Source organism: Mucilaginibacter sp. UYNi724 (genome assembly GCF_054057495.1).
Map to the genome: position 1 here is coordinate 75,157 of NZ_JBSRZI010000002.1, position 13,406 is coordinate 88,562.

Consider the following 13,406-nt stretch of genomic DNA (forward strand, 5'->3'; position numbering starts at 1 on the left):
AATTTATCCTTTCTTATACGCTTCCCACATGTCGTCCACCAAAATACCATTAATGGTCATGCCTTTAAGGTTACAATTTGTGATTGCTACCCCGCTTAAATTACAATCGGCAATTGCACTGCCTTCTAAATTACAGTCGTTAAACTTAAGCGGGCGTTGTTTGGCGTTTGGGTCATAATTGGGGTGGCCTTCTGGTGGCATCCCAACGTTATGTATTTTAGCACCACCCATTTGCGCGCCGTTTATTTCAAGGTCGCTGAGGTTTGCATCACTTATTTTTAACCCGGTTGCTGATACATCGTCCATCACCATCCCGTTTATACATGCCATGCGGATGGTTGAGTTTGTAAGGAGCGCCTCGTAAACGTTCAGCTGTTTTTGGGTGTTTATGATCTCTACTAATTCCATTACAATGTTTTTTGTTAATCAGTATAAAGGTCACAAAAATGCCGCAGTATGCACGGTATAATTGCGCCAAAAACAAGGCAATAAACGACTTTTTTCGTCATAAAAGAATTTTCAAAAGGCTCTATTCGCCCCACGCGGTAATCACTAATCTGCGGGTGCCGCCGTGATTACGGTGTTCGCATAAATAGATTCCTTGCCACGTGCCAAGTGCCAGCCTGCCATTGCGGATAGGGATCTGAACCGAACAACCAAGCATCGCCGCCTTCAGGTGTGCGGGCATATCATCCGGGCCCTCATCATCGTGGCGGTAATCGGGGTCGTTCTCGGGTACAGCCTTATTGAAATACATTTCAAAATCTTGCCTCACCGTTGGGTCGGCGTTTTCATTGATACTGAGCGAAGCCGAGGTATGCTGGATGAATACCTGGCAAATGCCCACCTTTATCTGCGCCAATTCGGGCAATGCGTTTGAGACTTCGTAGGTGATGATATGGAAACCCCGCCGTTTTTGTGGGATGTCCAGCGTTTGCTGAAATATTTTCATACGGTAACAAGATATATAATAATACAAGCCGAGGGGGCATCAGGTTCTTAAAAAGATAAAATCGCGCTTTTTGATATACTACATATGTAGTATTTTGATAATAAAAAGGTTATCAGGGGTTTATAATATTTACATTCAGTCAATATTAACTGTCGCCATGTACCGTATCCCCCTAACTGTACTACTTATTATTTCTGGTTGTCTTAGCACATCGGCACAAAACATCCGCCAGTTACTCGATTCGGCGCGGGCTAATAAAACCAACAACTACGCGAAGGTTATCGCTTTTTCTACCAAGGCATACGATAGGGCAAAAGCAGCCAGGCAAGTAAAACTACAGGGCGAAGCAGCATTTATGATAGGGATGGGTAACTACCTATCAGGCAATCATGATAAAACGCTGCGTTGGTATATAGATGCCGAAAATTTGTATCAGGCAGTAAACGACACCAGCGGCCTTGCCGAACTTTACTCGGATATGGGGATACTATATCTGCGTCTAAAAAAGCTTAAAGTAGCAGATGAAATGAGCCGAAAAGCTGTAGCTTATTCGCTGCTTACTAAAAATAAAACACGTTTAGGTACGGCAATTAATAACCGTGGATTAATGTTTTTGGATGCAGGTAAAATGGATAGTGCAGCGGTATATTTCCGCAAGAGTTACGGCATCTACAAAACAGCTAACGAAAAGGTGGGGATGTCATACAGCTTAGACTATCTTGCATCTGCACTTTCTGAAACCGGCAAATATGACGACGCGCTAAAAGCCATGAACGAAAGCAAACAACTGCGTGCAGGTGTGGGCGATAAAACAGGGGAGGCGATAGCTATCAACAATATTGGCGAGTTATACCTTAAGAAAAAAAAGCCTGCAGACGCCGTAAAGTACTTTATTGAAGCAGGCAAAAAGGCGAAGAATCTAAAATATAACGAACTGGAAACTTACACTTTTAACCAGCTGGCAACCAGTTATAAAATGCAGGGCAAGTATAAAGAAGCTTTTGAAGCGCAAAACACATACTTGGAGATGACCCAAAAAACCTTGGACGCCAAGAGGAATAAAGATATTGAGGAGTTGCAGACCAAATACCAAAGTGAAAAAAAAGAGCAGCAAAACAAACTGCTTATCGCGCAATCAAAAGAACAAAATGCAGAGTTAAGCCGCAACCGGATAGGTATTTACGCGTTATTAGCTACGATGATATTTTTGGCTGCTATATTTTATTTGGGTTATAATCGCTACCGCATTAAACAACAAGCCCGTTTCCGCGAGGCGATGTTGGAGGAAGAGCACTTGCGCACCCAGGCTATTATGAATGCCGAAGAAAATGAGCGCCAACGCCTTGCCCGCGAACTACATGATGGTATTGGCCAATTGCTTTGCAGTGCGCGCCGCCAACTGGAGTTTTCGCAACTGGACACCAGCCCGGAAGAAGATGGCGGGGCAGCCCTGCAAATGCTTGACGATTCGATAAAAGAGGTGCGCGACCTGTCGCATAGTATGATGCCGCCTTACATCCTCAATAAAAATCTAAGGGAAGCTATCGAGGAGTTCATTCACCGATTGAATAATAAAGACCTGGTAAACATCTATACCGAATGGGTGAATACCGATGATATCGCCATTGATAAAACAACCACGCTGATGATCTACCGTAGCGTGCAAGAAATTATCTCTAACATATTTAAGCACGCCTATGCTAAGAACATCCACATTGAACTGGTAAACCACGATACCGAACTAACGCTGATGATAGTTGATGACGGTGTTGGTTTTGATAAAAACAAATTGTTTAAAACCAGCAAGGGCCTGGGCTTAAAAAACATCGAATCGCGCATCGCTTACATTGGAGGCTCGTTAGATATCGATACTACACCAGGCAAAGGCGTTACCTATGTTATTGAGTTGCCTTTAATAAATATGGCCTCGTAGGGTAAGTTATTGCTCAAACAAAACTATTGCTCAAGTTGCTTAATATATATGAACACAGAAATTAAACCAGCACAGCCTTACCGAAATGAAGTGATAAATCTGTTAACCTCAACAATTTTGCCTACGAGTGATCTGCCCGATACATTAGAAAACTTTTTTGTATCTGTTCAGGATAACCGGGTTGTTGGTGTAGCGGGCCTGGAAATTTATGACGACAACGGCCTGTTACGATCTTTAGCCGTAAATGAGCTTTACCGCGATAAAGCCATAGGCGCGCAACTATTGAGTAGGATAGAGGCCTTAGCATCCGAAACCGGCCTTAAAGCAATTTATTTGTTGACCGAAACAGCGAAAGATTATTTTGAAAATAAAGGATATGAACACATAGCCCGGATGGACATTCCCGATGCTGTTAAGCGATCTTCAGAATTTACACAGGTATGCCCGGAATCTGCAACAGCTATGCAAAAATCGCTATTATAAAATCTTTGTAACTAATTGGTTGTTAGTGTATCTAATACTTATGACAAAGAAAGAAACATTCAGTATGCACGGTAAGGACCTGGTAAATAAGATCAAAGAACTTATAGAAGAGGGCAACATCAACCGAATTACCATAAGCGACAAACACGGTAAAGAGCTTATGAGTTTCCCGTTAAATATAGGTTTGGTTGCCGTTGTAATTGCGCCGGTACTGGCTGCAGTTGGTGCGATGGCGATATTTGTTGGCGAGTGCAGTTTGATAGTTGAAAGAGATGTAGATGAAGAGGAGATTAAATAACACATTGTTAATGATTATTTAAACTGATAATGGTTTTATTCGCATAGAAATTGAGGTAAGAAATTTAAAATATCTGAAACAACTTCAAAAAGCAATTGTCATAACATTATAATCTTAAAGCGATATGGTAATCTTAAAAGTAGGTACAGAAAACGAACCTGAACAACATGTGGAAATTGTAAGCGAAAGAGGTGTTTGGGGCACAGGCGCATATAAAATATTTGCAGCCAAATTCTTAAGCAGGTTATCTTACAAAGATGCCCCTCACGAGCCAACCGATAGCAACGACCCTAACTTTCTGGGCGAGATAAGTATAGATACAGAAAAAGAAAAATGGGAGTACAAAGGCACTAAGTTAAAGATGCCTCAATTGAAAAAAATAGTTGACTTTATATTTGACTATAATGCGCCCGACGCGGTTTATTAGTAGTCGCTCATTATAGTTAAATTATATCGCTTAGGTTTAAATAGATATTTTGCATGTGCAAAAGTTGCCTGTTTGACCTAAGCGATGTAAATATCGAAACATCAAAAATAAACCGCGCCCCTGCAGTTTGCTCTATCAAGGTAGATTCCTGCCAGTTTTTTAAAGCCTTTTCAAAATGACTGGCCAGTTCAGCGCTACTAACAGCGCTAAATTCTAATTCTTGTGCTAAAAGCACAGGTATATTAGCCATCGGCACAGGGTCACCTTCAATTAAATTGTATTCGTAATTGATAGCAACCGATAAGCTATACACCTGTTGCGATACATTACTCAAAAGCTGGTTAAACATCGATAGTAGATGTTCCTTCAAACTTGCTCTATGTGTGGTAGCGTCCGGGTTAGCCATATTTATTTCAGTATCGCTCCAATCCAATGATGGCTCTACGGGCGGGAAGCTATTTTGAGGTGTGCTGTACACAAATCTCTCATCTGTTTTAAAATAGCCGTTCTGTGCATCTGGCAGGAGGTTTTTATTACGACTTATAATAGTGGCGGTTGATAGTTTTATTACCTCTAAAACATCAAACCCGGCAACGGTCACTTTTAAAGGGCCTTGTTCATTGCTAACCAACAAAGGTTCTCCATTTGCATTTAGGTAGGTGTAAGAAGCGTTCACAACAGTTTCATTAGCCATGTTTTGATGCTGCATCATGGCATATCCATCTATCGAAATTGTCGGTAAAGGATATTTGCCAATGTCATTTTTAGTGGCACTTACCGTTATTATTAAGCGGGGATCGATTACCGGGCTAACCGGGCCTGCTGTTAATTTGAAACTACAGCCCTTAGGGATAGGGGGATTGGTTGCTGTAACATTGCTGTTAATAGCTAACGCGTCCTTTACATGGTTAGCCAGTTCGCTAAAAGTATTTAGCGCCGACACGGCAACGCTGTAAGCGTTGGTAGGTATATCGGTGGTATTATTAATAAGTGGAAGGTTTTCAACCAAATCTGCTTTAATAAGCGGGTAGCTGTTAATGAATTGTGCAAGGCTCTCTAACAGGCTATTCACAGGTTGCCTTATTAACCCGATGATGTTTTTATTAGCCGGGTTAAGCGTGATACAGGTTTCTAAAATATCTTGTGCTATAAGATGATTATTAAAATCGTAGTTATAGTTGTATAGTTTGGCCTCTTCGGGCTTTACCGGATCTGGATTTGTTTTATCTATAATCTGGTTAACAATTTGCACCGGTACGGGATAATTGCGTATCACCATAGGTGCATTTGCAGATAGGGGCTTAGCCGCGGGTTCTATTAACAAACTAAGCGTTACGGCTGTGTTTTCATTTACAGTGTACAGTAGACTATTAAGTTGATAGTTTACATTTACAGGGAGGTAACCCTGTTCGGCAGGTGCATTGGCAAAAACGGTGAATGACATAAAACCTTCAGTATCATTTTTGATGCGGGCATTTGAGAAGGTAGCATCGTTCGATTTCCCGGTAGGTGTTACAGTGCCCAGTAATTCAAAACTGCCAATGATGTTTGTAGCGGTTACAATAGTTTTAAACTGAATGGTAGCTGTGCCTTTGTAAAAGTTAAACATGCTGTTATGCAATTGATCCTTTAACTGTTGGCGGGCATTTGTTAAGTCGCCGATATATTCAGGCACCACCTGTATAAGCAACTCCGATAATTTTTCGACAATGGCAGATCTTGCGTCGAGCAAGTCCTTTAACACGGAGAACCTATCTATTTCTATTTTATTGTTGGTATTTGTTATAGTTTCTATCACCGCGTTATTAGCGGGCGATAGTACATCATCAATACCAAGCAAAAACATTTGCAGCCATTTGTCAGGGTCTACCTGCTCAACAGTTGTATTAACACCTGCGTCATTCCAATTTATCCCTATTTTGCTTATATATTCCCTAATTCCAACATTTCCGTTTAACAAGGAAGTTGAAAGCGGGGTTGGCGCGAAGGCCACGGGGTTATCGTTTAATACGTCGTAATAAATGCCTTTGCCCGCTGCGGCATCTGCCATGCGGATAATCCAAAGTTGGTTAGCGTTATTACCGTTAGAAGCGCTTAAACCGGTGGCTAATTTTAGTTTGCTATCACCAGTTGTAAAAGCGTTTTCAAAATTCTCGGCAAAGGTTACCTGATTGGTTTTAGCCAGATTAGGTAAGATATTTATAAAACGCTGTTTTTCATTTGAGGCGGTACGGGCGACACAAATAGTTACATTAAGTTCAAATATATCCTGAGTTTCATATTCACCTTCTATTGGAAGCGAAATTGCCATGATTGAAGGACTGTCGGGCAATCCATCTTCACTGGGGATCAATAATAATTCTAACCAAGAAATAATGGCGCTTGTGTAGTTTTTTAACGCGCGGAGCTGTTCGGTTCCAAATATCAAATGCTCGCCAGGGGCAATGCTGCATGTGGCCGAATATTGTAATGTGTTTATGGATACATCCGGCGCGTCGTCGGTTGTATACTGCCAGTTCAGCTGATCATTTATGATGTTGAATTTAGCAAGATCAAGTTCTATTTTTTCAGTTTCAGCGCCGTCATATTGGCTGCCATCGAATGCGAAATTGAATTGCAGGTTAGGTGTTGCATCTATGGTAGTAAAAGAATACCGCACGGCAACCGACGGCCATTGGTTGGGTTCTATGATGTTAAGTACAAAACCCGGCGTGTTTGGTTTACCTGCTAATTGGCTCATAAAGGCGTGATATGGTTTAAGCCATTAAGGTATATATAATCCCTAAAAAAGCAATGTTATTTAATCAAAAAGGGCTATTTTGCCTTACATCCACGTAAATGGATCGCCGGATTTTAAGTGGATTATTTTTACGCCCGTAAGTTTTGGTGTTAGCCAGTCAACAAAATAATCCATACCGGGGTCTTCGCTAAAGTTATGGCCCAATACAATGAGCGAGATGTTTGATCCTAATAGCCGCGCATCACGGATATATTCGGCAGTTTCCCATTCAGATAGCTCGCCTGCAATCAGTACATCCGGCTTATCAGATTCTGCAAAGCCAACCTGCATTTTGCCGCCCGGTGCGCCCGGTAAAAAGGTAACGCGGCTGCAAGATTGTTTCAGGTCGCCAATAACGCGCAGGTGCGCAATGCCCAATGCTGTTTTAAGGTTTTGTACAATTTGTTGCAGGTTAATCTTCGGGATGGTAAAGGTTGGGCTGTCGGCTTTCCAATAGGGTAGCCACTGCATCTTTTGCATCACGCCATACTCCACAGCGTCAGGTTTTAGGCTGTGGATATAATCGTGGAAACGCCAAACGGTAATGCCATATTTTTTAAGCAGCGCTTGTTTTTGTTTTACAACATTGTTATCATTCACCCAGTTTGGGTCGTCTAAATGATTATAAAAGGTAGGCTCGTGTGCTATAATGAAGTTGGCGCCAAGCTTAGCGGTTTGTTTGATCACATCAACCGTAGCAAACATGGTGGTAACAATCCCGGTAACTACCATATTGCCGTCGCCGGATTTTAAAGTATCCACGGTATTGGCAATGGGGGTAAGGTTACCTTCATTTAATATCAGATCGATAACCTGCTGTACCGTATATCGCTTTTGTACCGATAATAGACCATGTGCAAAGGCAGGTTTTATTGACAGTAAAGCTAACCCCCCGGCAGAGAGAGCCGAAGCGGTAATGAATTTTCTACGGGAAATGACATTGGGCTTTTTCATGATCGTGATATTGTGCTGCAATATATTAAATCTATGTTATTAGACGGTGCTTGCGTGATGTTTCACAATAAGTGGAGAGCTTTTTGTAGCTTAATTATTATGGAAAACTCAAACAACGTTTTAACAGCAACCGGCCCGCAAGATGGTGATAACCTTTCTGTAGCTGGCGGCATTTATCGGATACTGGTGAGCGGCAAGCAAACCAATGGCGAGTTTGCAGTAATAGAAATGTCGGTACCTGCTGGTGGCGGGCCCGGACCACATGCCCACGCGGGGTTCCAAGAATCTTTTTATGTGATAGAAGGGGAGGTAGAAGTAAAGACCGAAGAGCAAACTTTCATCGCCACCAAAGGCGCATTCGTAAACATTCCTTTAGGTGGCATCGTACACTGCTTCAAAAATAAATCAGACAACCTGGCTAAACTACTGTGCACGGTAGTACCTGCCGGGCTCGAAGAGATGTTTCTTGAACTTGGCAAACCCGTACAAGCCGGTGAATTTATCCCCCCAAAACCCATGGACGAAGAAACCTTAAAGAAATTTACCGCCATTGCTGAAAAGCACGGGCAAAAGTTATTCCCGCCTGACTATTTGGGATAGGTTACTGTATATCAATTTATTGGCTAAAAGCGCTTTCGGTTTATTTAAACTAAAGGCGTTTTTTTTGCCCTATTTGTCATCCCAAAATGATCTTTTAAAATAACGGAACGGTTGTTCCGTTATTGGTATATATTTGCGGAACGATTATTCCAATTAACAAAAATTAATCGCTCACGCAAAATGAAAAAGTTAGAAAATAAAGTAGCAGTAGTAACCGGCGCCTCTAAAGGTATTGGCGCGGGCATAGCCAAAAGCCTTGCAGCAGCAGGCGCATCGGTAGTTGTAAATTACTCATCATCTAAAGAGGGTGCCGATAAAGTTGTAAGCGAAATAGTAGCGGCAGGTGGTAAAGCCATAGCGGTGCAAGCAAGCGTATCAAACACAGCTGACGTAACCCGTTTGTTCGATGAAACCACTAAAGCCTTTGGCCCTACAGACATCCTGGTAAATAATGCCGGTGTATATGAGTTTGGAGCTATTGAGCAGATCAGTGAGGAGCATTTCCACAAACAGTTTGATACGAATGTACTTGGTTTATTGTTAACCACACAAGCGGCGGTAGCAAATTTTAACACAAATGGTGGCAGCATTATTAATATTGGGTCGGTAGTAAGTGCAATTACCCCGGCAGGCAGTGCTGTTTACAGCGCTACAAAGGGCGCTGTAGATGCTATTACACACGTGTTGGCTAAAGAGCTTGGTGCTAAAAATATCAGGGTAAACTCCATTAACCCCGGCATGGTAGAAACCGAAGGTACGCACACCGCAGGTTTTATCGGTAGCGATTTCCATCACGAAGCAGTTAAAACCACGCCACTGGGCCGTATAGGTCAGCCGGAAGATATCGCCTTGATCGCGGTTTTCCTTGCGTCAGAAGATTCTCGCTGGTTAACAAACGAAACCCTGCTTGCAGGTGGCGGTGTGAGATAATCCCCGGTTTTTAAATAAGTATTTTAAAATGAATAGCTTTGCTTAATTTTAAGCAAAGCTATTTCTGTTATGGCAAGAACGAAAGATTTTGATGAGGATGAAGTGCTGAAGAAAGCCGTTGACCTTTTTTGGCTAAAGGGGTATAATGCTACGTCTATGCAAGACCTGGTGGATGGGCTGGGCATCAGCCGCTCCAGTTTGTACGATACCTACGGCGATAAACACTCACTGTTCATCAAGGCGCTGGAAAGTTACCAGTGTACCAATACCGGCAAATTTGTAACCATAATTGAAGGAGGCAAAACGGCAAAAGAAACCATAAAAGCCCTGTTGAAATTTATTGCCGATAACCTGCTGGACGATAAAAGCCAGAAAGGCTGCTTTATTGTAAACGCCGAAGTGGAAGTGGCCCTGCACGACAAGGAAGTTGGCGACATGATCCAAAAGAACGACCAGAACGTGGAAGACGCGTTTTTCCGTGTGATCCAAAAAGGGCAGGAGAGCGGCGAGATTACTAACCCACAAAACGCGCGTGCCTTAGCCAGGTTTCTGTTCAATACCGTAAAAGGCATCCAGGTAACCGCCAAATCAACCACCGATAGGGCGGTGTTTGACGATATTATCAATTCGGCGCTGATGGTGTTGGGGTAGAGTAGTTTTGTGGTGTGGTGATAATACCTATCACGGGCTGTATTATACAAGCTTTATACGATTGATTTTTCTACCTTATTTGCCAAAATGATAAAATATTTGTTGTAACCAACAAACCGGCATCCATGTGTCCAGATGGTGTTATCTGATAGTTTTTGATGACAATATAATAATGATGGTAATCATAAAAACCTATGTAACAGGTAATTAGTTTAATTTTTAGACTTGTCTAAAAATTAAACATTTGATTATCAGATTTTTATAAAAAAGACATGAGTGTTCACGCGTGAACGTGAACACATCGTACATATATAGGTCGTTTACATAACGATCTCTAAATACCGTTACAATGGGTAAATGAAAGGGCTCGAACCTAAAACAAAAAAGCCCAATGCGGACATGCATCGGGCTTTGTACTCAGAGCGGGAATCGAACCCTGCTCTTAGCACCCTTATTATCAATAATTTATAGAAATAAATGTTATGCATTCAACGAATCACTCAATTACGCCACAGCCTTTTATCGTTGTCACAAAGATAAGATAAACGAACGATTAAGTAGTTAACATTCAGCTGAATAATACCGTAATGGACCGAAGACCATCGCATGAGAACAACGATGACGCCAGTCAGTGCTCGGTACAGTTACAATTGAGCTTTAGCGGTGTTATGTTTCGTTCTTAGATTTAGTCTGTCGTCTAATTAGTGATTTTAACATGTTCAATAAAACGGATAGCCTAAAGGATAATAAGGTAATTTTACAACTGAAAAAAAGCGTTGCAAAAAGGCTCAGACATTGTTATCGTCTTAAAGCAATAAAAGAATAAGTAACCGCGCTTATTAAACTTCCTGCACAGTCTTTTTTCTGCTGTCGTACCCGTGAACAGCCTGCCGACATTGGCATTAAGGACAATATCTCAGTTAGACCAAACCCAAGCAAGTTACGGCCGCTGTTAAAGCAAGCACACAGTCATTTCGGAAGGCTTGATAACGTACTCAATAATGAAGGTTATTCACTTGTTGGTACTTGCATAGCGATTATATTCTTAAAATTGTATTTCAAAAATTAAAAGGAAAACTATATTCGCATAGCCTTTTATAATAAAAATTTTATGGAAAGAAAAATTACTGTTCCTTATCCTTTGAACGTTGGTGACTCGGATCGCGATATGTACTTTCCATATTTATCTTACACATTAAATGTTCAGCGTATAAAATATTTGAAAAATGTTTTTGTTACGTTCTCCGGCTTGTGTATGAATAATAAAGGCTTGATAAGGGAATGCCATCACAATTACCCGGTTCAGATTAACAATTATGAAAATGAAGCCGCAAAATACTATTATGGCAGTCTTGATAATTCAGAAAATCTGATTGTGCTGGATGATGATAACATTTATCTCACAATTCACCATCCCTGGTTTAATTATTACCACTGGCTTTGTGAGTCTATATTTCGTTTATGGATGGTTAGAAAAAAAATTGATACACTAGTTCTAATTTTGCCAGAGCATTATAAAGATGCTGATTTTATCATGGGCTCGCTTGAGCCCTTTAATATCAAAAACATTTTCTTCATACCAAATGGTAAAAGTCTATTGATTAGAAATCTTTGTCTGCCTCAAATTAAACCGGAATGTGATTCTTATAATGGTGTACAAGTCCGGCAAGTAAGAAGTTTTTATCGCCGATACGTTTTGACAATTAAACCATTGGCTACAAAACGCATAGATAGATTATATGTAAGCAGGGAACTAGCAGGGAGGCGCGCGATAATTAATGAAGAAGAAATTATAACAGTAATTAAAAACCATAATTTCGAAATATTCTATCCCGAAATGCATAGTTTCTTAGAACAGGTAGCCATTTTTTCTGGAGTCAAATATCTTATCGGCACACACGGATCCGGGCTTACCAACATGCTTTTCATGGCCGCTGGGACCTCGCTACTAGAGTTGCATAAAAATAAAACAAATGAGCTGGACCACCCAAGTCCGTTATTCTGGTATATGGCTGAAACACTGGGCATTAACTACTACCATCAGAATTGCGAAACCTATGGCAGAGAAGATTACTTTGAAGGTGATTATGTGATAGATGCTAAACAACTTGAAAAGAACTTGGTAAAAATGATTACCAATCAATAACACAAGAGTATCGCAAAAACATCGCTCTTAACTGATAAAAGCAGGCCTCAATGGATTGGAGTACACACCGATTTATAAATCACCTCTTAATCACCTAATATTTAAAACATTAACAAACTTAACGTTCAAAACGTTTTTTGATAAACGGTCACGAATGAAAACTTAAATGTCCAAATAATTTCGCTTTTAAAGAACGTTTTTACCTCACCAATATAAAAACTGTTGCTCAGATGTTTTTTTTTATTTTTTTAAACTTTAACGTATTTAGTTCATGTTTTATTTACTAAGCGCTCTGCAGTTGTTATAAAAAGGACCCCAATCATATTTATTTTTCTGACGAAAGGAAAAAATGAACAATCTAAGCCTCTACAACTTAAAATCAGCATTTGTAAGTGTTTTACTTATCGCTGATATCCAGGTAGAAGACGCGTTGCACGACTAGTATGAACAAAAGCAAAAAGATTAGGAAGTATGGGCAAAGGTCCATCCGGTTACGCTGGTAGAGACCAATTATTATAGACTCGATGCACAAAAGGCATGGTGTGAGATGGCAGAGGTCGCTGTTACACCAACTATGCTTATAAACGGGCATTTACTACCATCTACTTACCAGTTAACTGATTTAAAATATGTATGCTGCAGTGCATTAAAGCAACTTTGGCCAAAGTAAAGGAGTATGCGCTTTATAACTGCATACTGCTTAAACTACCGGAGCGTGATTACGGTAAAAAAATCAATTTTTACGAAATTATGAAAATTACGAAATTAAGCTTGAGTAACGTAAAAAATGTGCTAAGCAGGGCTGAATTAAAAAACATTATGGCTGGCAGCAGCGGTCCTGGTGGCGGTGGCACAGGTGGCGGAAGTGGCGGATGTATTCCACGTGGACAAGGTTATTGCAGTTCTCAAGGCCCATATTGCTGTTCTGGATTATATTGTTATACTTTAACAGGAACCTGCGTAGCATAATTTCTAACCAGTAAGTTCATTTACATTTAGAGGTCGTTTAACAGCGGCCTCTAAACTTAATTAAATTATTGAATTCAGCTTTGCGATACACCACATGGGAGGATATTTGAAGGAATGTATGTTGAAAGCGATGTTGTTTAGAAACAATCTTGGAATAATCATTGAATTATTAAACAAGTAAAACGTCGCCGATCACAGTTATTAACTGTCATGAAACAATCCCATGGTAGAATGCACAGAACCACACAGTTAAAGTTTTGTAACCGTCTACTTCATAGATTGTA

The 13,406-nt window shown here is 40.7% G+C and carries 13 protein-coding genes; 9 read left to right on the forward strand and 4 right to left on the reverse strand.

All coding sequences use genetic code 11. The annotated features are described in order from the left end of the window. Positions 1-3: 3 nt before the first annotated feature. Both ACVW0P_RS03130 and ACVW0P_RS03135 read right to left on the reverse strand, forming a co-directional pair. On the reverse strand, positions 4-408 hold the full coding sequence (locus ACVW0P_RS03130; protein ID WP_457130783.1) for a pentapeptide repeat-containing protein: 405 nt from the start codon (positions 406-408) through the stop codon (positions 4-6). 121 nt (positions 409-529) lie between these two features. Beyond that, positions 530-952, reverse strand: coding sequence for a secondary thiamine-phosphate synthase enzyme YjbQ (locus ACVW0P_RS03135; RefSeq protein ID WP_354430845.1), 423 nt, complete (start codon positions 950-952; stop codon positions 530-532). Between the two features lie 157 nt (positions 953-1,109). Here ACVW0P_RS03135 and ACVW0P_RS03140 point away from each other — a divergent pair, with 157 nt between their 5' ends. The 4 genes from ACVW0P_RS03140 (at position 1,110) to ACVW0P_RS03155 (ending at position 4,093) form a co-directional block, all read left to right on the forward strand. Further along, the gene (locus ACVW0P_RS03140; RefSeq protein ID WP_457130784.1) at positions 1,110-2,885 is read left to right on the forward strand and encodes a tetratricopeptide repeat-containing sensor histidine kinase; all 1,776 of its coding nucleotides are present in this window, start codon (positions 1,110-1,112) and stop codon (positions 2,883-2,885) included. Between the two features lie 48 nt (positions 2,886-2,933). Beyond that, positions 2,934-3,368 carry an arsenic resistance N-acetyltransferase ArsN2 gene (gene arsN2, locus ACVW0P_RS03145; protein WP_457130785.1) on the forward strand — a complete coding sequence of 145 codons (435 nt, stop codon included), beginning with the start codon at positions 2,934-2,936 and terminating at the stop codon, positions 3,366-3,368. Positions 3,369-3,408: 40 nt separating this feature from the next. Beyond that, entirely contained in the window at positions 3,409-3,666 is a 258-nt protein-coding gene (locus ACVW0P_RS03150) for a DUF4342 domain-containing protein (RefSeq protein ID WP_354430842.1), read from the forward strand. A gap of 124 nt (positions 3,667-3,790) precedes the next feature. Continuing rightward, positions 3,791-4,093: a hypothetical protein gene (locus tag ACVW0P_RS03155; RefSeq protein ID WP_354430841.1), complete on the forward strand. Its 303-nt coding sequence runs from the start codon at positions 3,791-3,793 to the stop codon at positions 4,091-4,093. Positions 4,094-4,109: 16 nt separating this feature from the next. Here ACVW0P_RS03155 and ACVW0P_RS03160 read toward each other — a convergent pair whose 3' ends face one another. Both ACVW0P_RS03160 and ACVW0P_RS03165 read right to left on the reverse strand, forming a co-directional pair. Next, on the reverse strand, positions 4,110-6,833 hold the full coding sequence (locus ACVW0P_RS03160) for a hypothetical protein (RefSeq protein ID WP_457130786.1): 2,724 nt from the start codon (positions 6,831-6,833) through the stop codon (positions 4,110-4,112). 84 nt (positions 6,834-6,917) lie between these two features. Continuing rightward, entirely contained in the window at positions 6,918-7,826 is a 909-nt protein-coding gene (locus ACVW0P_RS03165; RefSeq protein WP_457130787.1) for a Nif3-like dinuclear metal center hexameric protein, read from the reverse strand. A 99-nt stretch (positions 7,827-7,925) separates the two neighbouring features. Between ACVW0P_RS03165 and ACVW0P_RS03170 the strand changes: the two genes are divergently transcribed. The 5 genes from ACVW0P_RS03170 to ACVW0P_RS03190 all read left to right on the forward strand — a co-directional run bounded on the left by ACVW0P_RS03170 (position 7,926) and on the right by ACVW0P_RS03190 (position 13,122). Then, the gene (locus tag ACVW0P_RS03170; protein WP_354430838.1) at positions 7,926-8,426 is read left to right on the forward strand and encodes a cupin domain-containing protein; all 501 of its coding nucleotides are present in this window, start codon (positions 7,926-7,928) and stop codon (positions 8,424-8,426) included. Positions 8,427-8,606: 180 nt separating this feature from the next. Beyond that, complete coding sequence (locus ACVW0P_RS03175; RefSeq protein WP_457130788.1) at positions 8,607-9,356, forward strand: SDR family NAD(P)-dependent oxidoreductase; 750 nt, start codon at positions 8,607-8,609, stop codon at positions 9,354-9,356. A gap of 69 nt (positions 9,357-9,425) precedes the next feature. After that, entirely contained in the window at positions 9,426-10,007 is a 582-nt protein-coding gene (locus tag ACVW0P_RS03180; RefSeq protein ID WP_457130789.1) for a TetR/AcrR family transcriptional regulator, read from the forward strand. Positions 10,008-11,118: 1,111 nt separating this feature from the next. Next, on the forward strand, positions 11,119-12,153 hold the full coding sequence (locus ACVW0P_RS03185; protein ID WP_457130790.1) for a glycosyltransferase family 61 protein: 1,035 nt from the start codon (positions 11,119-11,121) through the stop codon (positions 12,151-12,153). A gap of 633 nt (positions 12,154-12,786) precedes the next feature. Then, positions 12,787-13,122 (forward strand): hypothetical protein, encoded by a 336-nt coding sequence (locus tag ACVW0P_RS03190; protein WP_457130791.1) that lies wholly within the window; start codon positions 12,787-12,789, stop codon positions 13,120-13,122. Positions 13,123-13,406 lie beyond the last annotated feature (284 nt).